Consider the following 20,606-nt stretch of genomic DNA (forward strand, 5'->3'; position numbering starts at 1 on the left):
GTCAGCGACCCCGGAAGACCGGCTTCTCCTTCGCGACGAACGCGTCGACGGCGGCGAGGTGGTCGGCCGTACCTCCCGTGAGCGCCATCTTCTGCGCCTCGAAGGCGAGGGAGGCGTCGAGCGGCTGCCCGGCGGAGTACGCCACTGCCTGCCGGATGCTGCCGTACGACACCGTCGGGCCGGCCGCGAGCCGCGCCGCGAGCTCGCCGACCGCGGACGGGAACTCCTCGGCGGTCACGACCTGCGTGGCGAGCCCGAGCTCGAGCGCCTCCTGTGCGGAGACGGTGCGGGGGAAGTAGAGCAGCTCCATCGCCTTCGCCGTGCCGACCAGGCGGGGCAGGGTCCAGCTCGACCCGGTGTCGCAGGACAGGGCGACGCCGGCGAAGGAGGTGTTGTAGCCCGCCGAGTCGACCAGGATCCGGAAGTCGGCGGCGAACGCCAGGCTCGCGCCCGCTCCGGCCGCGACGCCGTTGACCGCGGCGACGACCGGCTTCGGCATGGTGGCGAGCGCCTGCACGATCGGGTTGTAGTGCTGGGTGACGGTGTCGGACAGCGGGATGTCGGCCTCGCCCTTGAGGCCGGCGAGGTGCTCCTTGAGGTCCTGCCCGACGCAGAACGCCTTGCCGCTGCCGGTGAGCACGACGCAGCGCACCTCGGGGTCGTCGGCGACCTGGTGCACGGTGTCGCGCAGGAGGTCCTTGGTCGCCACATCGAGGCCGTTCATCGCCTCGGGCCGGTTGAGGGTGATGGTGGCGACCGAGTCGGCGACGTCGAGGAGAACTGGTGCAGTCATGTGGGGCAGTCTGCCGGAACCTTGACGCACACCGGTGCGCCCCTGTGGTGCCGATCACGCGGCTCATGAGGGATACTGGACGCCGTACGACGCCGATCGGGGCGGCCAGCGACATCCTGCCGCCTCGATTCGCATGTGAAGAGCCTCCATCTCGAACCGATGGCTGAACAGGAAGAGGTGCGCCGATGGCCGCCATGAAGCCCCGCACGGGCGACGGACCGCTCGAGGTCACCAAGGAAGGCCGCGGCATCGTGATGCGCGTCCCGCTCGAGGGTGGTGGGCGTCTTGTGGTCGAGCTGAACGCCGATGAGGCGACGGCTCTCGGAGACGCCCTCAAGGACGTCGTCGGCTGATCGTGGCCATCGCACAGCTGCCGCCCCAGGTCTCACCGCCCGAGTTCGCGCTCAGCCCGGCGCTGCCCCACCAGGTCGGGGGCGCCGAGGTCTGGGCGTTCCCGGTCCTCCCGGGTGACGACGGCCCGATCCTCGGCCCCGGCGCCGACGAGGCGTCCGAGGCGCTCGGCACCGACCTGCTGGCCGCGGCCGAGGCGGCTCGGGCCACCGGACGCACCGGTGAGGTCACCGCGGTCCCGGTGTCCGCGGCCGACGACGACGTGAGCCTCGTGCTCCTCGTCGGCGTGGGCGAGGCCACGGTCACCGACTTCCGTCGTGCCGGCGCCGCGGTGGCGAGGGCCGCCAAGGACCGCGTCAGCGTCGTCACCTCGATCGCCGCGATCGCCCCCGACGGCGGCCTCGGCGCCTTCGTCGTCGGCGCGATGCTCGGTTCCTTCTCCTTCCACTGGCGCTCCACCGGCCCGAAGGAGCGCCCGGTCGCACGCATCGTGCTGGCCGACGTCAGTGACGAGGGCGCCGACGATGAGCTCGGCCAGGCGCTCGCGCTCGGCGGCGCCGGCTGGCGCTCGCGCGCGCTCGCCACCGTCCCGGCCAACCTCAAGACACCGGCCTGGCTGGCCGACCAGGCGGTCGAGGTCGGCGGGGCCGCGGGCCTCGAGGTCACGGTCTGGGACGCGGAGCGACTCGCCGCTGAGGGCTTCGGCGGCATCCTCGCCGTCGGCTCCGGCTCGGTCAACGAGCCGCGACTGATCCGCATGGACTACACGCCCAGGGGCGCGTCCAAGAAGGTGCCGACCGTCGTGATCGTCGGCAAGGGCATCACCTTCGACAGCGGCGGTCTCGACATCAAGCCCAGCGAGGGCATGCTGACGATGAAGCGCGACATGAGCGGCGGCGGCGCCGTGATCGCGGCGATGGCCGCGCTGCGCGACGTCGACTGCCCGGTGCGCGTGGTGGGCCTCGTCCCCGCTGCGGAGAACTCCGTCAGCGGGTCGGCGATGCGCCCCGGCGACGTGATCACGCACTTCGGGGGCCGCACCTCCGAGGTCAACAACACCGACGCCGAGGGCAGGCTCGTGCTGGCCGACGCGATGGCGTACGCCGTCTCGGAGATCGAGCCCGCCGCCATCCTCGATATCGCCACCCTGACCGGCGCGATGAAGGTCGCGCTCGGCCAGTGGACCGGCGGCTACTTCGCCAACCACGAGGCCCTCGCCGAGAAGGTCGAGGCGGCCGCCTCCTCCTCCGGCGAGACCGTCTGGCGGATGCCGCTGGTCGCCGACTACGAGGAGAAGGTGTCCTCCCGGATCGCCGACGGCGACAACGCCGCCGGCGGCGCCGGCGCGATCACCGCGGCGCTGTTCCTCCAGCACTTCGCCGCCGACGTCCCGTGGGCCCACATCGACTTCGCCTCCGCGGCCGAGTCGCCCACCGACCGCCACGAGTGGACCGCCGGCCCCAGCGGCTGGGGACCGCGCCTGCTGCTGGCCTGGCTCGGCTCCGACGACCCGCTGGCCGGGATCGCCTGAGGACTGTCGAGGTCCGAGCGGTCCGAGCGGGTCACGCCTCCTCGGGCGCCCACTCCTTCTTGGCGGCGAGCAGGCCGTCCCCGACGGGGAGCAGCACCGGCACGAGCGACTCGTGCTCGAGGACCGCGCGGCCGAGCTCGCGGACGGCCACGGTCTCCTCGTCGCGCTGGGCCGGGTCGGCGACCCGGTCGTGCCAGAGCGCGTTGTCGAACACCACGACGCCACCGGGGCGCAGGAGTCGCAGCGCCTCCTTGAGGTAGGCGCCGTACTCCCGCTTGTCACCGTCGCAGAACACGAGGTCGTAGTGACCGTCGGTCAGGCGGGGCAGCACGTCGAGCCCGGTGCCGGCGATCGTGCGCGCGCGGTTGCCGGGGATGCCGGCCTCGGCGAACGTCTCCTTGGCGAGGCGCTGGTGCTCGGCCTCGATGTCCACGGTCGTCAGCACGCCGTCGGAGCGCATCCCGCGCAGCAGCCACAGGCCGGAGACGCCGGTGCCGGTGCCGATCTCGACGACGGCGCGCGCATCGAGCACGGACGCCAGGAAGCGGAGCGCGGCACCTCCGCCTGATCCGATCGGCGTGACGCCGACCTCCTCGGCACGGCTGCGGGCTGCGGCGAGGATCTCGTCCTCGGCCACGAACGACTCGGCGTAGGACCAGCTCGCGGGCTTGATCGGGGTGGTGGTGGGCACGAGCGCGACTCTATCGCGGGGAACACTCGGGCCACCTCGCTCGTTGGACTGCTCATCGGGCACCATCTCGCCGCCGGTTTCTTGGGCGGAGCGCATGGGGTTCACAGGGAACTCTCAGGCGCGCTACCTAGCGTCAGGAAGGACAGCGAACCGTTGCAGCTGCGGTCGAGGAAGACGAGTCAGGGAGACGCCGTGGGCGATCAGGCCGACAGCACCCAGGTCGATGCACCGGCGGACGCCGCCGTCGTACCGACGTGGGACGAGGTCGTCGAGCAGCACTCCGACCGCGTCTTTCGCCTGGCCTACCGCCTCACCGGCAACCGGCCCGACGCTGAAGACCTCACCCAGGAGGTCTTCGTCCGGGTCTTCCGTTCGCTGGACACCTACACCCCCGGCACCTTCGAGGGCTGGCTGCACCGCATCACGACGAACCTGTTCCTCGACGGTGCCCGCCGCAAGCAGCGCATCCGCTTCGACCCGCTCTCCGACGAGCGCGCCGCCCGGCTGACGAGCGCGGCGCCCGCGCCCGAGCTCGCGGTGGCCGACCAGACGTTCGACGACGACATCGAGACCGCCCTCGCCACGCTGCCGCCCGACTTCCGCGCGGCCGTGGTGCTGTGCGACGTCGAGGGCCTCAGCTACGAGGAGATCGCCGAGATCATGGGTGCCAAGCTCGGCACCGTGCGCTCGCGCATCCACCGCGGCCGCACCATGCTGCGCAAGGCGCTGGCCCACCGCGAGCCGGTGGCCGGCAACGAGCGCTACCGGGGCGTGGTGTCGCGATGAGCCACCTCGGATCCCGCGTCAGCGCGCTCCTCGACGGCCGGCTCGCCCCGGAGGAGGAGGAGCGCTGCTGGAACCACGTGCACGCGTGCCACGCCTGCCGTGACCTCGTCGAGGAGGAGGGCTGGGTCAAGACGCAGCTCGCCCAGCTGTCCTTCGGACCCTGCGAGTCGCAGCCGTCTCACGACCTCAAGTCCGCGCTGCTCGGCCAGTGCTCCTCGCTGCAGCCGGCGCACGGCCCGGCGCTGGCAGCACCCCGGTTCCCGACCAGCCAGCACCGCTCGCGCCGCGGGCTGGTCGCCATTGGCGGTGGCGCTGCGAGCGCCTGCGTCGTCGGCGTGCTGGCGCTCGGTGTCGCCGGCTCCCCGCGCGTCGAGCCGCGCCCCCCGGCCACCGACCTGAGCCGCCCCGTCGGCCCGGTCGCGCCGGCGATCAACGTCGAGGACCGGTCCGTGCGCCGTCCGGCCTCACCCTCCCGGACGCCCCTGGCTGAGCAGCTGGTGGCGTTCCGGGAGAAGATTGCTCCGTGAGCGACGAGCACAGGCCCGAGGAACAGCCCGACCCGCTGACGGACGAGCCCACCCAGCCGCTCGCCGGCTGGCGGGCTGCCGAGCCCGAGCCGCAGCCGCCCGCCGATCCCGCGGCGTCCGCCGAGCCCGCCGCCCAGCCGCAGGGCCAGGCCTACGGGTCCGACCCCGAGCCTGCCGAGGGACCTGTCGAGGGACCTACCGACGCGCCTGTCGACGCACCCGCCGACGATGGGATGCTCGCCGGCCCACCGCCGTACGCCGCCCGCTTCGGCGAGGAGCCCACGCAGCCGCAGCCGCAGCAGGTGCAGCCGCAGCCCACGATGCCCCTGCCCCTCCAGGGCCGGCAGGAGCAGGGACCGTACGGACCGGTGCCGCCGCAGGGTGCCGGTGGTCCCGGCTGGTTCGGCCCCGGGCCCTACCCGCCGCGCCCTCTCCACGCCCAGCCCGTGGCCCGCAAGACACCGCTGTGGCTGTGGCCGGCCGTGGCGTCGGTGGCGCTCGTCGTGGGCGTCCTCGGCGGCCTGGCCGGGGGAGCCCTCCAGGACGAGCTCGCCTCCCAGCGCGGCACGAACAGCGGCGGCCTCGGCGGCGTACGCACCCAGACCGCGGCACCGCTCGACGCCGACAACGGGTCGGTGGCGGCGGTCGCGCAGGCGCTCCTGCCGAGCACCGTGCAGATCGTGGCCGAGTTCGACGGCCAGGCTGCCGGCGCCACTGGGTCCGGGTTCGTCCTCGACCGGGACGGGCACGTCGTCACCAACAACCACGTGGTCGCCTCCGCCGCCGCCGACGACGGCCCGATCGTCGTCATCGACCAGTCCGGCATGCGCCACGAGGCGTCGATCGTCGGGCGGAGCTCGGTCTACGACCTCGCCGTCCTCGCGGTCACCGACGCGGGCGACCTCGAGCCTGCCGCCCTCGGCGCCTCGCAGGTGCTGCACGTCGGCGACCCCGTCGTCGCCTTCGGCGCCCCGCTCGGTCTCAGCCAGACGGTGACCTCGGGCATCGTGAGCGCCCTCAACCGGCCGGTCACGACGTCGGGGGAGTCCGACGACGACTCCTCCTACATCAACGCGGTCCAGACCGACGCGGCGATCAACCCGGGCAACTCCGGTGGCCCGCTGGTCAACCTCGCCGGCGAGGTGGTCGGGGTGAACTCCGCGATCGCCACCACGGGCGGTGCGACGACCGAGTCGGGCAACATCGGTGTCGGCTTCGCGATCCCGATCGAGCAGGTCCGCACGACCGTCGACCAGATCCTCAAGACCGGCGAGGCGCGCTACCCCGTGATCGGCGCCCAAGTGCAGACCGGCACCCAGGCGGACTCGCAGGGCGCGACCATCACCGAGGTCCAGGCCGACACCCCGGCGGCCCGGGCGGGGCTCGAGGCCGACGACGTGATCGTCGCGGTCGACGACCAGCCGGTCCAGGACGGGATCGCGCTCATCGTCGCGATCCGGACCCACCTGCCCGGAGAGGTCGTGGAGATGTCGGTGGTCCGCGGCGGCGAGCAGCGGGTCGTCGAGGTCGAGCTCGACGGCAAGGTCGGCTGACCGCGCGAGCTCCGCGTCAGTCGGCCTCGGCGTCGGCGTCGGCCTCGACGAAGGGGTGCTGGTCCACGAAGGCCCTGGTGTCGACGTACATCCGCTGGATGAACTCCTCGAGCTGCACCCGCTCCACCCGCCACTGGCCCCGTCCGCCGATCTTGATCGCGGGCAGGTCGCCGCGACGGACGAGCGCGTAGACCTGCGCGCTCGACGTGTTGAGCACCTCGGCGACGTCGGTGAGCGTCAGGAAGCGCGTGTCGTCGGCCATGGAGCAATCGTGCCACCGACGCCGGTGCCGCGCCCCCACCCGGGCCCCGTCCTGTGGAGGGGACCGGCTGTGGAGAGACAGGTGTCAACTCGTCCCTGACGGGCAATGATGTCCCGCGTGTCTCGGATCGCACCTCGCCCCGCCGCGCGCACGACGCGCGACCTCGACGTCCCCGCCGCCACCCGCACGCGCTCGCCGGGGTGGCGCGACCCGCGGCTGTGGATCGGCGTCGTGCTGGTCACCGCGTCGGTGGTCGCCGGTGCCCGCATCCTGTCGTCCGCCGACGACATGACCCCGGTCTGGGCGGCGTCGTCGGACCTGGTCACCGGGCAGACCCTCACCGCCGACGACCTGCGCGCCACCCACGTCCGGTTCGGTGACAGCGCCGACCACGACCGCTACCTCGCGGTGGGTGACGACCTGCCGGCCGCGCTGACGCTGACCCGACCGCTCGCCGCGGGCGAGCTGGTCCCGGCGGGCGCGCTCGGGGAGGCGAGCGACGACGACACCGTGTCGCTCTCCATCGCGGTGGCCACCGAGCACGTGCCGACCGACCTCGCCCGCGGCTCGCGCGTCGACGTCTGGGTGATCGACGACCGGATCACCGGCAGTCGGGGGTCGCGGCCCGCCGCCGAGCTGGTCCTCGACGACATCGCGGTCCTCGACGCTCCTCTGGTCTCCGACACGTTCGCCTCGGCGACCACGCGTCAGCTGGTCCTGGCGGTGCCGCAGTCCGACGAGGAGCAGCTCGGCCTGGTCCTCGCGGCCAGCGGCGACAACCGCGTCCGTGTCGTCGGTCGGGGCTGACGCGGTGATCTGCGTGCTGGTCCTCGCAGCGGGCGAGGCCTGGGAGTCGCCGGCCCTGGCCGACCTGGAGGCACACCCGGGCGTGGTGGTACTCAAGCGGTGCGTCGACGTCGACGACCTCCTCGCCTCGGTCACCAGCGGTCAGGCCGACGTCGCCGTCGTCTCCCTCGACGCCCCCGGGCTCGACCCCGCCAGCATCGCCCACCTGCGCCGCCACGCCGTGCGCCCCGTCGCGGTGACGTCGGCGCGCTCGAGCGACCTCGACGTCGATGAGCACGCCCAGCGCCTCGGCATCACCGCGCTCGTCGGGGCGGGCGAGCTCGCGTCGCTGCCCGAGGTCGTCACGACCGTGAAGGACGTCGCCGACACCCGGGCGCGCGCCGCCTCGCCCGTGCCGGCGCTTCCCGGGGCCGACCGCGGGACCGGTCACGACGCCGATGACGAATCCGATGAGGGGGCCACCGGGGGTCGGCTCGTGGTGGTCTGGGGGCCGGCCGGTGCCCCGGGGCGTACGACGGTGGCGACCAACCTGGCCGCCGAGGTCGCCCGCCGGGGGACCGACGTCGTCCTGGCCGACCTCGACCCCTACGGCGGTGCCGTGGCCCAGCAGCTCGGCATCCTCGACGAGGTGTCCGGCCTGCTGTCGGCCTCACGGCTGGCCGCCTCCGGCCAGCTCGACGCTCGCTTCGCCTCGGTGTGCCGCGGAGTCGGGGACCACCTGGCCGTGGTCACCGGGCTCCCGCGCGCCGACCGCTGGCGTGAGGTCCGTGCCGCGCAGGTCGACCAGCTGCTCGACGGCGCCCGGGGCTGGGGCGACGTGGTCGTCGACACCGGCTTCTCGCTGGAGGACGACGCTGCCTCCGACTTCGGCGGGCGCCCCGGGCGCAACTCCCTCACCCTGACCGCGCTCGACCGGGCCGACGAGCTGGTCGTCGTGGGATCCGCCGACCCGGTCGGCCTGGCCCGGCTGGCCCGCGGCCTGGTCGAGCTCCGCGAGCGCGGCACGGCCGCGCCGGTGCGGGTCGTGGTGAACCGGATGCGCTCCTCGATCGGGTGGTCGGAGAAGGAGATCGCCGGGATGGTCGAGGGCTTCAGCCGGGTCTCCGGGCTCCACTTCCTCCCTGAGGACCGCTCCGGCGTCGACCGGGCCGTGGTGGCAGGGCTCCCGCTGGCCGAGGTCGGCGACTCCTCCCTCGTCCGGGGGCTGGCCGCCCTCGCCGACGCCGTGTTCCCGGCCAGCGTCGCGGCCGGAGCCGGGCACCGCCGCGTGGGGCGTCGGGTCGGACTCGGAGCCGCACGGTGGGGGCGCCGAGGCGCGGGATCCGCCCGCATGTGAGCACGCCTGTGCCGTGAGGGACGCATGGGCCTGGTGGGACACCTCGCGGTTCATGCATTCGGCTGCCAGTGGGTACGGATCCACGTAGCCTGACCACGCCCCACGATGAGGAGAACTCGGTGATGTCCCCCGCTCGCGCCTGTGCCTTCGTGCTCGCTGTGCTGCTGATCGGCTCGACCCCGGCCCACGCCGCGGCGGCCAGAGAGATGCGTGGCACGACCAAGAACGACGTGATCAACGGCAGCAACAAGCCGAACCGGATCATGAGCCTGGGCGGTGACGACCAGGTCCGGGGCTACGGCAGCGACGACACCGTGCTGGCGGGCAACGGCAACGACGTCGTCTACGGCGACGACGGCAACGACTGGATCACCGCGCAGCCCGGCAACGACTGGGTCGCCGGCGGCCTCGGCAACGACAAGATCGACGGCGGGCAGGGCGAGGACACCCTCTACGGCGGTGAGGGTGACGACATCGTCACCACCAACGACGGCAACGACATCGCCTACGGCGAGCTCGGCAACGACATGGTCTTCGGCGGCCAGGGCAACGACCGCCTCTTCGGCGGCGACGGCTCAGACAAGCACATCGGCGGCCCGGGCGACGACTACATCGACGGCGGTCCCGGTGACGACGGCGCCGTCCAGGGTGGCCCCGGCAACGACGTGCTCATCGACGGCACCGGCCACGACTGGCTGGTCAAGGGCGACGAGGGCGACGACACGATCTTCCTCGGCGCGGGCGCCGACAAGGTCTTCGCCGAGCAGGGCAGCGACATCATCTACGTGCTCCCCGACGGCTTCGTGGACAAGATCCGCTGCGACGACGGCGGCCAGGAGCAGGGCGCCAACGACCAGGTGGTCTTCGTCGGGTGGCGCGACCCCAGCGACGTGGTCGACCCGTTCGGCAGCTGCGAGTCGGTCTCGGTCACCCAGGACCTGCCCGCCGGTTGGCCCTACGGTCCCGTGACCCAGCGCCCGGTCGGCAAGGTCACGCCCCGCTGGTTCGGCTACGTCACGCAGCGAACAGCAGGTAGAGACCTCCCACGGTGAAGCCCACCATGGCCACCAGCAGGGGCAGCTGACCCGTCAGCTGGTGCCGCTGGGGCAGGAGCTTGATCGCGCGGTCGTGCGCCGCCACCACGCCGACCACGTGGCCCAGGGCCACCGCCAGCACCTTGGTCACCGCCAGGAGCGTGGGGTGCGAGGAGATCCAGTAGCTCACGCCGAGGTCGGCGGTCCCGAGGTAGTTGTCGCCGCGACTGAACGGGTCGCTGAGCTGGATCACGACCTGCTGGCCGTACTCGACGAAGTACGACAGGTAGTGCGCCACGATGTAGCCGACGATGATCGGCACGACCGAGTGCGCGAACAGGTCGGGCAGGGCGCGCCGCGGGGTCTCGCTGGTGACACCGGTCGCCATCGTCGCCACGGTCAGGATCAGCATCACCCCTCCGCAGAACACGATCAGCGCGGCGGTGTCGGGCAGGAGGCGCGTGGTCGAGAGCGACTGGACGAGCTTGAGCCAGACGGTGGACTCGCGGAAGGAGTCGAACGCGGTGCTGCCAAACAGCACGCCGACGACGCCGACCAGGCCGGGCCGGGCGACGAGAGTGTCGAGGTTGGCCAGCGGGCTGCGCAGGACGAGGACGCCGTCGCGCCGGCTCCAGACCGAGAGCTTCGCGACGAGCGAGGAGTAGACCTCGAACGGGTCGGCGCGCTCGAGGAACGCGGTGCCCCAGATCGCGGAGCCGATGAGCATGATGCCGAGGTACGCAGCAGCCCACAGGCGGACCGGACCCAAGTCGGTCGAGTAGGGGTAGACCAGCTCGAGCCACACGAAGGCGAACAGCCCGAGGGCCGCGGGCCAGTAGCCGAGCCGCGCGGGATAGGCGTACATCCCCTCGCCCTCGGGCACCCCCGAGATCTTGGCGAAGAGCATGCTGATCGTGCGCGCCGGGCTGATCGCCTTGAAGAACTCGCCGAACAGCAGCGACGCGGGCACGATCCCGACCCAGAGCAGGACGTAGAAGGTGCCGAAGAACGGGTTGGTGAGCGAATCCTTGCCGAGGACCGCGGCCGCGGCGACGTAGAGGAAGAAGGCCATGCCGAGCACGCGCAGCGCGATCGCCAGCGCGCGCGACGACACCAGGCGGTCGAGCCACTCGGGTGCCTCACGGCCGCTCGTCGCCGCGTCGTAGCGCGGCTCGCGCCACGCGACGGCGAGGACCGTGAAGGAGATGACCAGCGCGGCGACCGCGCCGGCGATCGCCAGCTCGGACGGGATCGGGAGGTCCTTGGCCCCACCCAGCCCGTGGGCCGAGATCGAGCCCAGCGGGCTCGACTGACCGGCGCTCAACGCACTTCGAGCTGCAGCACGACCGAGGCCGGCTCGTGGCTCTCGACCTCGACGACGCCCGGACGGTCGATCGTGATCTCGTGCTCGGAGGTGCCCTCGTCGTAGGCGATCTCCTGCTCAGGCGTGCTGTGCACGTGGAACTCCCCGGCCTCGTCGGCGGTGATCGTCAGCTCGAGGGTCTGGCCGATGCCGAGCTCGACGCGCTCGCCGTTGGGCGTGAAGGTGTCCTTGTCGCGCGTCACGGTGACCGCGACGGCATCGCCGTCGGCACTGGGGCTGGCGGCCGGCGGATCGGCGTCGTTGCCGCCGCAGGCCGTGAGGCCGGCAGCGAGGATGATGACGACGGGGACGAGGCGCGCGAGACCGCGACCGGACACAGGCTTCTCCTTCAGCTATGGGGCTCTGCCAGAATCCCACGAGAGCCAAGGACGTCGACGAGAGGGACCTGCATGAGCGAGCGGTTGGGCCCGCGGGACCTGGCGATCCTGGCCGCGGAGTCCGCGACGACGCCGATGCACAACGCGACGGTCGAGATCTTCGACCCGGGGACGTCCGGCTTCGACCACGACCGGCTCGTCGAGCTGATCGCCGACCGGATCGCGTTCGTGCCGCGCTACCGCCAGCGCCTCCAGCAGGTGCCGGGCCGGCTGGCCAACCCGGCGTGGATCGACGACGAGAACTTCGACCTCGGCTACCACGTGCGCCGCTCCGCCCTCCCGAGGCCGGGCACGATGGACCAGCTGCGCGAGCTCGTCGCGCGGATCGCCTCGCGACCGCTCGACCGCAGCCGACCGCTGTGGGAGTGCTACTTCGTCGAGGGTCTCGAGCACGGTCACGTCGCGCTGCTCACCAAGAGCCACCAGATCCTCGTCGACGGCCGGGAGACCGTCGACATCGGACAGGTGCTGCTCGACACCTCGGCCGACCGGTCGCCGCTCGGCCACGACGACGACTGGCACCCCCGTCGTACGTCGGGTCCGGTGGGCGCCGCCGTCAACGCGGTCACCGACACCTTCGAGCGCCCGAGCATCCTGTGGCGGACCGCGGTCGCCAACGCCGAGTCGCTGGGCAGGCAGGCCTCTGCGTCGGGCGCCCGGGTCACCGAGATCGCCGGTGCGCTCGCCGGTCGGCGCGCGGTCCACACCGGTCCGGTGAACCGCAAGCTCTCGCAGCAGCGCCGCTTCGTCACCGTGCGCACCGAGCTCGCCGACTACCGCCGGATCCGGGAGGTCCACGGTGGCACCGTCAACGACGCCATCCTCGCCACGATCACCGGCGGCCTCCGCGGCTGGCTGATGACCCGCGCGGAGTCGATGGGCGGGCTGAAGTCGCTCAAGGCGATCGTGCCGATGTCGGTCATCGACGACGAGCTCGAGCCCACCTCGCTGGGCAGCCAGATCACCGGTCACCTGCTGCGGCTCCCGATCGGGGAGGCCAACCCGGTGCTGCGGCTACACCAGGTCAGCTACGACCTGAAGGCCCACGGCGACAACGGCCGCGCGGTCTCGGCCCGCCGGCTCTCGGGCATCTCGGGCTTCGCGCCGACGACGTTCCACGCCCTCGGCTCGCGCCTCGCGGCCGCCGAGCTGCGCCACGGCTTCCACATCTCGATCACCAACGTGCCCGGGCCCCAGTTCCCGCTCTACGCCGACGGCGCGCGGATGCTGGAGTCGTACCCCCTCCACCCGCTCCTGCCCGACCACCCGGTCGCGATCGGCGTGACGTCCTACGACGGCGGTGTCTTCTACGGCATCACCGCCGACCGTGACGCGGTCGCCGACGCCGACGTCCTGGGCCAGTGCGTGCTCGAGGCGCTCGACGAGCTGCGCGACACCGACACCCGTCCGCGAGCGCCGCGAGGGCGCAAGAAGACCGGCGCCGCCCCGAAGGGAGCCCGCACATGACCCGTCGCTACCTCCCGACGACCCTGGCGTCGCTCGCCGAGGACTGGGCGGGCGAAGGTCCGCGCGTCGTCGAGCCGGTCCTGGCTGCCGACGACGGAGAGGAGACGGAGTACGCCGCCCTGATGACCGCCGCGGACGCCTCCGCCGAGATGGTGGCGGGCCTGCCCGACGGCCGTCGACGCCGGGTGGTGGTCGTGGCGGAAGGCAGCGCCCCCGACGCCCGGGTGGCGTGGCGCGACGTCGTCGCGGTGCACGTGGACACCGACGACGACGCGGACCCCGACGACGACCTCGCATGGTGGGCGACCCAGGAGGTCGGCGACCTGCTCGCCTCCCTCTGATCGGCGCCTTGGAGGCGCACGCCGGTCTCTGACACGATCAGCGACATGGACGCGATCACCTTTCCTCCGGCTCCCACCAACGAGCCGAACCTGACGTACGCACCTGGCAGCGCGGAGCGGGAGACCCTCGTGACCGAGCTGGCCAGGCTCGAGAAGAAGCAGCAGACGTTCCGCGCCGTGGTCGGCGGGAAGCGGCGCAACGGTGGCGGCGCGGAGATGAAGGTCGTCCAGCCGCACGACCACGCCCACGTGCTGGGCACGCTGAAGAACTCCACGACCAAGGACGCCGAGGCCGCGATCAAGGCCGCGTACGACGCGGCGCCGGACTGGCGCGCGATGCCGTTCGACGAGAGGTGCGCGATCATCCTCAAGGCCGCCGACCTGCTCGCCGGCCCGTGGCGCCAGACCCTCAATGCGGCCACCATGCTGGGCCAGTCGAAGACGGCGTTCCAGGCCGAGATCGACGCGGCGTGCGAGCTGATCGACTTCTGGCGCTTCAACGTCCACTACGCCAAGCAGATCCTCACCGACCAGCCGATCGCGAACAGCCCCGGCATCTGGAACCGCACGGACCACCGCCCGCTCGAGGGCTTCGTCTACGCGATCACGCCGTTCAACTTCACTGCGATCGCCGGCAACCTGCCGACCGCCCCCGCGCTCATGGGCAACACGGTGGTCTGGAAGCCGTCGCCGACCCAGCAGCTCGCTGCGTCGTTGACGATGGAGCTGCTGGAGGAGGCCGGCATGCCGCCCGGCGTCATCAACATGCTCCCCGGTGACGGCCTCGAGGTGTCGAAGGTGGCGCTGGCCCATCGCGACCTCGCCGGCATCCACTTCACCGGCTCCACCCCGACGTTCCAGCACCTGTGGCGCACGGTCGGTGAGAACATCACCGGCTACCGCTCCTACCCGCGCATCGTCGGCGAGACCGGCGGCAAGGACTTCATCGTCGCCCACCCCTCGGCCGACCCCGACGTGCTGCGGGTCGCGATGATCCGCGGCGCCTTCGAGTTCCAGGGCCAGAAGTGCTCCGCCGCCTCGCGGGCCTACGTCCCCCGGTCGGTCTGGGTCAAGATCAAGGACCAGCTGATCGCCGACACCGAGGCGCTGGCGATGGGCGACGTCACCGACTTCACCAACTTCATGGGTGCCGTCATCGACGACCGGGCCTTCGCCAAGCACAAGGCCGCCATCGCGCGCGCCAAGCGCCAGAAGCACCTCACCGTGCTCGCCGGCGGCCAGGTCGACGACTCGGTGGGCTACTTCGTCCGTCCGACCATCGTCGAGTCGACCGACCCGACTGACCAGATGTTCTCCGACGAGTACTTCGGCCCGATCCTGGCCGTCCACGTCTACGACGACGACCGGTTCGAGCAGGTCGTGGAGCAGATGGAGTCGTTCGCCCCCTACGCCCTGACCGGCGCGATCATCTCCCAGGACCGCGCGGCGATCGCGTGGGCCCGCAAGGCGCTGCGCTTCGCGGCCGGCAACTTCTACATCAACGACAAGCCCACCGGCGCCGTGGTCGGCCAGCAGCCCTTCGGCGGCGGACGCGCGTCCGGCACCAACGACAAGGCCGGCGCCGCGGTCAACCTGCTGCGCTGGACCTCGCCGCGCTCCATCAAGGAGACCTTCGTTCCTCCGAAGGACCACCACTACCCGCACCAGGGCTGAGCGCGCGGATGCGGGAGGATGGGGTCGTGCAGCACCTCGTCCTCCCGCTCCGGCCGCTCTGGCACCTGGGTCCGCTGCACCCCGTGGAGCAGCTCCTCACCATCGTGCTGGCGTTCGGGCCGTTCGTCGTGCTCGGGATCGTGGTCTGGCGCCGCCAGCGGTCGTACGCCGCCGAGGACGCTCGGACCGCTCCGGACGACGACGAGCGCGGCTAGCGCGCGAGCCACTCCTGGCCGACCCGGTGCTCGATGTCGAGCGCGGTGCCGACCATGTCCTTGATGAGGCCCTCGACCTTGCCGCCGACCAGCGGGATCCGGACCGAGACGTCGAGCTGGACGACCTCGGTCGTGGTGCCGCCGGCCTCCGTCAGCGTGAGCGTCCCAGCCGCCTCGCCGGGCTTGCCCGGGATGGCGAGGTGCACGTCGGCCGACGTGGGGGAGGTCCAGGTCTCCTTCTGCACGATCACGATCTCGTCGCCGACGAACTTCTGGGCGAACGACGGCAGGCCGTCGCTGGAGCGCACCTGCTCGATGGTCACGTGGTCGCCGTCGATGCTCGCCGAGCCGCGGGCCACCTTCTGCCTGGCCAGCACCTCCTCGCGGAACGCGACGTCGTCGAGCATGGCCGCGACCTGCTCCGCCGTGGCGTCGTACGTCAGCTTCTTCGTGAGCTTCGTGCCCATGGTGACCACCTGCATTCCGTGTCGTCGGGAGGAAGATCCGGGGAGCGGGAACGGACCCGGATCCGGCGTCCATCATGGCCCAACGACGATGGCGACGCGCGGGTACGACCCTGTGTTGTGAGCGTCACTCACCGGGTTCTAGTGTCGGAGCGTGGCGACGCCGGAGGAGACCAAGGACCAGCAGCTCGACGCGGCGGCGCAGGCCCGTCCCGAATGGGGTGACCTGCTCCGCAGCTACTACCGACACGTGGCACCGGAGGAGGTCGACGAGCGCTCGCCGGAGGACCTCTTCGGGGCACTGGCCTCGCACTACGAGGTCGCCGTCTCGCGCCCCCAGGGCACGGCCACGGTCCGCGTCGTGACCCCGACCACCGCCGAGTCGGCCTGGTCGGCGGCCGGCCGCTCGGTGGTCGAGGTCGTCACCGACGACATGCCGTTCCTCGTCGACTCGGTGACGATGGAGCTGAGCCGGCTCGGCCACAACGTCCACGCCGTCATCCACCCCCAGTTCAACGTCGAGCGCGACATCACCGGCGAGCTCCAGCACGTGCACGCCCAGGAGCCCGACGCCGACTCCCGCGAGGGCGCCGAGTCGTGGATGCACGTCGAGATCGACCGGCTCGACGACGAGGAGGCGGCCGAGGTCACCGACGGCGTCCAGCGGGTGCTGCGCGACGTCCGCGAGTCCGTCGAGGACTGGGACAAGATGCACGCCCAGGCCCTCTCGGTGGTCGCCGACCTCGACGCGACCCCACCGCCGCTGCCGGCCGACGAGCTGCGCCAGGGCCGCGACTTCCTCACCTGGCTCGCCGACGACCACTACACCTTCCTCGGCTACCGCGAGTACGTCCTCGAGGCCGACGACGCCGACCCCGACGAGTGCGGCCTGCGCGCCGTCCCCGGCACCGGCCTCGGCATCCTGCGCCACGACCAGGACCTCTCGAGCGCCTTCGCCAAGCTGCCCCCGATGGTGAAGGCCAAGGCCCGCGAGAAGACGCTGCTCGTCCTCGCCAAGGCGAACTCGCAGGCGACCGTCCACCGTCCGGCGTACCTCGACTACGTCGGCGTCAAGACGTTCGGCCCCGACGGCGAGGTCGTCGGCGAGCGCCGTTTCCTCGGGCTGTTCTCCAGCGCCGCCTACACCGAGTCGGTCACCCGGATCCCCGTGCTGCGCGAGAAGGTCAAGGAGGTGCTCCGCCGCGCCGGGTCCGACCCGCGCAGCCACGCCGGCAAGGCGCTGATGGACACCCTCGAGAACTACCCGCGCGACGAGCTCTTCCACACCTCTCCGGCCGACCTGGCCCCGATCGTGCAGGACGTGATGTTCGCGCGCGAGCGCCGCCAGCTGCGCGCCTTCGTGCGCCGCGACACCTACGGCCGCTACGTCTCGGTGCTCGTCTACCTGCCGCGCGACCGCTACAGCACGTCGGTGCGCGAGCGGTTCTCCGCCATCCTGCGCGAGGACCTCGGCGGCGAGCACGTCGAGTTCACCGTGCGGCTCAACGAGTCGTCGAGTGCACGCGTGCACTTCGTGGTGCACCCGCCCAAGGGCGGGCACATCCCCGAGATCGACGTCCCCGAGCTCGAGCACCGCCTCATCGAGGCCTCGCGCTCGTGGCGCGACGACTTCATGGCCGCGGTCGTCAGCGAGCACGGCGAGGACCACGGCGCGCAGCTCGCGCGGAGCTGGGCCGACGCGTTCCCGGAGGCCTACAAGGAGGACTACAACCCCCAGCGGGCCTCCGCGGACCTCGGTCGGATCGAGGCGATCGAGGGCGAGCAGGGCATCGACCTCGCGCTCTTCGACCAGGACGCGCAGGGTGGCGCCTACCGTCGCGGCGAGTCGCGGCTGAAGGTCTTCCGCGTCGGCGAGCCGTTGTCGCTCTCCACGATGCTGCCGATGCTGACCTCGATGGGCGTGGAGGTCGTCGACGAGCGGCCGTACGTCCTGAGCGGGCTGTCGCGACCGTCGTACATCTACGAGTTCGGGCTCCGCCACGGGCGCTCGCTGCCGCCCCACGAGCGGACGAAGTTCTCCGACGCGCTCGCCGCGGTGTGGAGCGGCTTCAACGAGATCGACGGCTTCAACCAGCTCGTCCTGGCCGCCGGGCTCACCTGGCGGCAGGCGACGGTGCTGCGGGCATACGCGAAGTACCTCAAGCAGGGCAACTCGCCCTTCGCCCTCGACTACATCGAGGAGGCGCTGCGCAGCAACGTCGACATCACCCGGCTGCTCGTCGACCTCTTCGAGTCGCGCTTCGACCCCGGTCGCGACCGGGTCCTCGAGGCCGACGCCGAGACCCGGGTCGCGAAGGTCGAGGCGATCGAGGAGAAGCTCGCGAGGGCGCTCGACGAGGTCGTCAGCCTCGACCACGACCGCATCCTGCGGTCCTACCTCACCCTCGTCCGCGCCACCCTGCGCACCAACTTCTTCCAGCGCACCGCCGACGGCGAGCTCCACCCGTACATCTCGTTCAAGCTCGAGCCGTCGGCCATCCCCGACCTGCCCGAGCCGCGTCCGCGCTACGAGATCTTCGTCTACAGCCCGCGCGTCGAGGGCTCGCACCTGCGCTTCGGCGCGGTCGCCCGCGGCGGCCTGCGCTGGTCCGACCGGCGCGACGACTTCCGCACCGAGGTGCTCGGCCTGGTGAAGGCGCAGATGGTCAAGAACACCGTGATCGTGCCCGTAGGCGCGAAGGGCGCGTTCTTCTGCAAGCAGCTGCCCGACCCGTCCGACCGCGACTCGTGGCTCGCCGAGGGCGTGGCCTGCTACAAGACCTTCATCTCCGGCCTGCTCGACATCACCGACAACCTCGTCGGTGGCGAGACCGTGCCCCCGGCCGACGTCGTGCGCCACGACGGTGACGACTCCTACCTCGTCGTCGCGGCCGACAAGGGCACCGCGACCTTCTCCGACATCGCCAACGGCGTCGCCCAGGACTACGGCTTCTGGCTCGGCGACGCCTTCGCCTCCGGCGGCTCGGTCGGCTACGACCACAAGGCGATGGGCATCACCGCCAAGGGCGCGTGGGTCTCGGTGCAGCGCCACTTCCGCGAGATGGGCGTCGACTGCCAGACCGAGGACTTCACGGCCGTCGGCATCGGCGACATGTCAGGCGACGTCTTCGGCAACGGGATGCTCTGCTCCGAGCACACCCGGCTGGTCGCCGCGTTCGACCACCGCGACATCTTCATCGACCCCGCGCCCGACGCCTCGTCGTCGTACGCCGAGCGCCGCCGCCTGTTCGACCTGCCGAGGTCGAGCTGGAAGGACTACGACACCTCGCTGATCTCCGAGGGAGGTGGGGTGTGGCCACGCACGGCGAAGTCCATCCCGGTCTCCCCGCAGGTGCGGGACGTGCTCGGACTGCCGTCGTCGACGACGGCGCTGACGCCCGCCGAGCTGATGAAGGCGATCCTGCTGGCGCCGGTCGACCTGCTCTGGAACGGCGGCATCGGCACCTACGTGAAGTCGTCGGAGGAGACCGACGCCCACGCCGGCGACAAGGCCAACGACGCCATCCGTGTCAACGGCGAGGACCTGCGCGCCCGCTGCATCGGTGAGGGCGGCAACCTCGGCTTCACCCAGCTCGGCCGCGTCGAGTACGCCCGCTACGGCGCGGGCGGCAGCGGCGGGCGGATGAACACCGACTTCATCGACAACTCCGCCGGCGTCGACACCTCCGACCACGAGGTCAACATCAAGATCCTGCTCGACCGCGTGGTGCGTGCGGGCGACATGGACGAGCCCGCCCGCAACGCGCTCCTGGCCGAGATGACCGACGAGGTCGGCGTCCTCGTGCTGAAGGACAACTACGAGCAGAACCTCGCGCTCGCCAACGCCGAGGCCCACGCTCCGTCGCTGCTCCACGTGCACGAGGACTGGATGCGCGCGCTGGAGCGGCGCGGCGTCCTCAACCGCGACCTCGAGGGGCTGCCGACGACCCGCCAGGTCAAGCGCCGCCTCGACCGCAGGCAGGCACTGTCCGGACCCGAGCTCTCGGTGCTGATGGCGTGGACCAAGATCGTGCTCGCCGACGAGCTCATCGGGTCCGACCTGCCCGACGACCCCTACCTGCGCGAGGACCTGCTGGGCTACTTCCCGAGCCGGATGCGGCCCGACCTGATCGGTGCGATGGAGGACCACCCGCTGCGCCGGGAGATCATCGTGACCCAGGTCGTCAACGACCTCGTCAACGGCGCCGGGATGACCTTCTGGCCCCGGCTGGCGGGGGAGACCGGCGCGAGCCCGGCCGACCTCACCCGCGCGAACTTCGTGGCCCGCGAGATCTTCGGCTCGCTGGCGTTGCGCCAGGAGGTCGCAGCGCTCGACAACCAGGTCCCCGCCGAGCGCCAGACCCGGATGCGGATCGAGATGCGCACTCTGGTGGAGCGCGCCTCGCGCTGGCTGGTGTCGAACCGGCGCCCGCCGCTCGACTCGATCGCGACGGTGGAGTTCTTCCAGTCGCGGGTGCAGGCCGTGATGGCCGAGCTGCCCGGCATCATGAGCGGACGCGAGCTCGACGACTACCTCGGCCGCCAGAAGCGGCTCACCGACGCTGGCATCGGCGACGACCTCGCCTCGCGCGTCGCGGTGCTGTCGCCGGCGTACGCCCTGCTCGGCATCGTGGAGACGGCCGACCGCCTCGGCCTCGACCCGGTCGAGGTGGCGCGCGTCCACTTCGCGCTGGGGGAGCGGCTCGGGCTGCCCGCCCTCGTCGAGCGGATCTTCGCGCTGCCGCGCGATGACCGCTGGCAGACGATGGCGCGCGCCGCGGTGCGCGACGACCTCTACGGCGTGCACCAGCAGCTCACCGCGCAGGTCCTCGAGTCGACCAGTGCCGACGACGCTGCGCCCGCCCGGGTGGCCGCGTGGGAGGACGCCGACGAGGAGCTGATCGGTCGCTCGGCCGCGACGCTCGAGGAGATCTGCCGCGAGGAGACCGCCGAGCTGGCCCGCCTGTCGGTCGGGCTGCGGGTGGTGCGCGGGCTGCTGTCCTGACCGGCCTG

Annotated in this window: 19 protein-coding genes; 13 read left to right on the forward strand and 6 right to left on the reverse strand. The window is 72.0% G+C overall.

Annotation, left to right across the window (positions count from 1 at the left end; genetic code table 11):
- Position 1 precedes the first annotated feature (1 nt).
- Entirely contained in the window at positions 2 to 793 is a 792-nt protein-coding gene (locus EUA93_RS12485; RefSeq protein ID WP_129400434.1) for an enoyl-CoA hydratase/isomerase family protein, read from the reverse strand.
- Between the two features lie 185 nt (positions 794 to 978).
- On the opposite strand from EUA93_RS12485, the gene EUA93_RS12490 reads away from it, so the two are divergent.
- The gene (locus EUA93_RS12490; RefSeq protein WP_090967556.1) at positions 979 to 1,146 is read left to right on the forward strand and encodes a DUF3117 domain-containing protein; all 168 of its coding nucleotides are present in this window, start codon (positions 979 to 981) and stop codon (positions 1,144 to 1,146) included.
- 2 nt (positions 1,147 to 1,148) lie between these two features.
- Positions 1,149 to 2,675 (forward strand): leucyl aminopeptidase family protein, encoded by a 1,527-nt coding sequence (locus EUA93_RS12495; protein ID WP_129400435.1) that lies wholly within the window; start codon positions 1,149 to 1,151, stop codon positions 2,673 to 2,675.
- A gap of 31 nt (positions 2,676 to 2,706) precedes the next feature.
- Here EUA93_RS12495 and EUA93_RS12500 read toward each other — a convergent pair whose 3' ends face one another.
- Positions 2,707 to 3,366 carry an O-methyltransferase gene (locus EUA93_RS12500; protein ID WP_242497351.1) on the reverse strand — a complete coding sequence of 220 codons (660 nt, stop codon included), beginning with the start codon at positions 3,364 to 3,366 and terminating at the stop codon, positions 2,707 to 2,709.
- Between the two features lie 192 nt (positions 3,367 to 3,558).
- On the opposite strand from EUA93_RS12500, the gene sigE reads away from it, so the two are divergent.
- From sigE to EUA93_RS12515, 3 genes are read left to right on the forward strand one after another with little or no spacing between them, the layout of a single operon-like run.
- Entirely contained in the window at positions 3,559 to 4,152 is a 594-nt protein-coding gene (sigE, locus tag EUA93_RS12505; protein ID WP_242497352.1) for an RNA polymerase sigma factor SigE, read from the forward strand.
- Positions 4,149 to 4,679 carry an anti-sigma factor family protein gene (locus EUA93_RS12510; RefSeq protein WP_129400436.1) on the forward strand — a complete coding sequence of 177 codons (531 nt, stop codon included), beginning with the start codon at positions 4,149 to 4,151 and terminating at the stop codon, positions 4,677 to 4,679. Before sigE ends, EUA93_RS12510 begins: the two co-directional genes overlap by 4 nt.
- On the forward strand, positions 4,676 to 6,232 hold the full coding sequence (locus tag EUA93_RS12515) for a S1C family serine protease (RefSeq protein ID WP_129400437.1): 1,557 nt from the start codon (positions 4,676 to 4,678) through the stop codon (positions 6,230 to 6,232). The genes EUA93_RS12510 and EUA93_RS12515 overlap by 4 nt, the downstream gene beginning before the upstream one ends.
- Before the next feature lie 16 nt (positions 6,233 to 6,248).
- On the opposite strand, the gene EUA93_RS12520 is transcribed toward EUA93_RS12515, so the two are convergent.
- A complete protein-coding gene (locus EUA93_RS12520; protein ID WP_129400438.1) occupies positions 6,249 to 6,494 on the reverse strand; it encodes a helix-turn-helix domain-containing protein in 246 nt (81 codons plus the stop codon).
- 117 nt (positions 6,495 to 6,611) lie between these two features.
- Here EUA93_RS12520 and EUA93_RS12525 point away from each other — a divergent pair, with 117 nt between their 5' ends.
- The 3 genes from EUA93_RS12525 (at position 6,612) to EUA93_RS12535 (ending at position 9,689) form a co-directional block, all read left to right on the forward strand.
- Positions 6,612 to 7,301, forward strand: a complete 690-nt coding sequence (locus EUA93_RS12525; protein ID WP_129400439.1) for a CpaB family protein — start codon at positions 6,612 to 6,614, stop codon at positions 7,299 to 7,301.
- Positions 7,282 to 8,637: a CpaE/TadZ family protein gene (locus EUA93_RS12530; RefSeq protein WP_129400440.1), complete on the forward strand. Its 1,356-nt coding sequence runs from the start codon at positions 7,282 to 7,284 to the stop codon at positions 8,635 to 8,637. Before EUA93_RS12525 ends, EUA93_RS12530 begins: the two co-directional genes overlap by 20 nt.
- Before the next feature lie 122 nt (positions 8,638 to 8,759).
- Entirely contained in the window at positions 8,760 to 9,689 is a 930-nt protein-coding gene (locus EUA93_RS12535; protein ID WP_242497442.1) for a calcium-binding protein, read from the forward strand.
- Here the strand turns inward: EUA93_RS12535 and EUA93_RS12540 are convergent.
- A complete protein-coding gene (locus tag EUA93_RS12540) occupies positions 9,652 to 10,995 on the reverse strand; it encodes a hypothetical protein (protein ID WP_242497353.1) in 1,344 nt (447 codons plus the stop codon). The genes EUA93_RS12535 and EUA93_RS12540 overlap by 38 nt on opposite strands.
- Positions 10,992 to 11,372, reverse strand: a complete 381-nt coding sequence (locus EUA93_RS12545) for a DcrB/PsbP domain-containing protein (protein WP_129400442.1) — start codon at positions 11,370 to 11,372, stop codon at positions 10,992 to 10,994. The genes EUA93_RS12540 and EUA93_RS12545 overlap by 4 nt, the downstream gene beginning before the upstream one ends.
- 72 nt (positions 11,373 to 11,444) lie before the next feature.
- Between EUA93_RS12545 and EUA93_RS12550 the strand changes: the two genes are divergently transcribed.
- From EUA93_RS12550 to EUA93_RS12565, 4 genes are read left to right on the forward strand one after another with little or no spacing between them, the layout of a single operon-like run.
- Complete coding sequence (locus EUA93_RS12550; RefSeq protein WP_129400443.1) at positions 11,445 to 12,899, forward strand: wax ester/triacylglycerol synthase family O-acyltransferase; 1,455 nt, start codon at positions 11,445 to 11,447, stop codon at positions 12,897 to 12,899.
- Positions 12,896 to 13,240, forward strand: a complete 345-nt coding sequence (locus EUA93_RS12555) for a DUF6912 family protein (RefSeq protein ID WP_129400444.1) — start codon at positions 12,896 to 12,898, stop codon at positions 13,238 to 13,240. The genes EUA93_RS12550 and EUA93_RS12555 overlap by 4 nt, the downstream gene beginning before the upstream one ends.
- Before the next feature lie 45 nt (positions 13,241 to 13,285).
- Positions 13,286 to 14,914 (forward strand): L-glutamate gamma-semialdehyde dehydrogenase, encoded by a 1,629-nt coding sequence (gene pruA, locus EUA93_RS12560; RefSeq protein WP_129400445.1) that lies wholly within the window; start codon positions 13,286 to 13,288, stop codon positions 14,912 to 14,914.
- Between the two features lie 26 nt (positions 14,915 to 14,940).
- Positions 14,941 to 15,129, forward strand: coding sequence for a hypothetical protein (locus tag EUA93_RS12565; RefSeq protein ID WP_129400446.1), 189 nt, complete (start codon positions 14,941 to 14,943; stop codon positions 15,127 to 15,129).
- Here the strand turns inward: EUA93_RS12565 and EUA93_RS12570 are convergent.
- Positions 15,126 to 15,596, reverse strand: a complete 471-nt coding sequence (locus tag EUA93_RS12570; protein WP_165355149.1) for a DUF2505 domain-containing protein — start codon at positions 15,594 to 15,596, stop codon at positions 15,126 to 15,128. The two genes, EUA93_RS12565 and EUA93_RS12570, sit on opposite strands and share 4 nt — an antisense overlap.
- 151 nt (positions 15,597 to 15,747) lie before the next feature.
- On the opposite strand from EUA93_RS12570, the gene EUA93_RS12575 reads away from it, so the two are divergent.
- Positions 15,748 to 20,598, forward strand: a complete 4,851-nt coding sequence (locus tag EUA93_RS12575) for an NAD-glutamate dehydrogenase (RefSeq protein ID WP_129400448.1) — start codon at positions 15,748 to 15,750, stop codon at positions 20,596 to 20,598.
- The last annotated feature ends 8 nt before the right edge of the window (positions 20,599 to 20,606 follow it).

This window comes from Nocardioides oleivorans (genome assembly GCF_004137255.1).
GTDB classification, from domain to species: domain Bacteria; phylum Actinomycetota; class Actinomycetes; order Propionibacteriales; family Nocardioidaceae; genus Nocardioides; species Nocardioides oleivorans.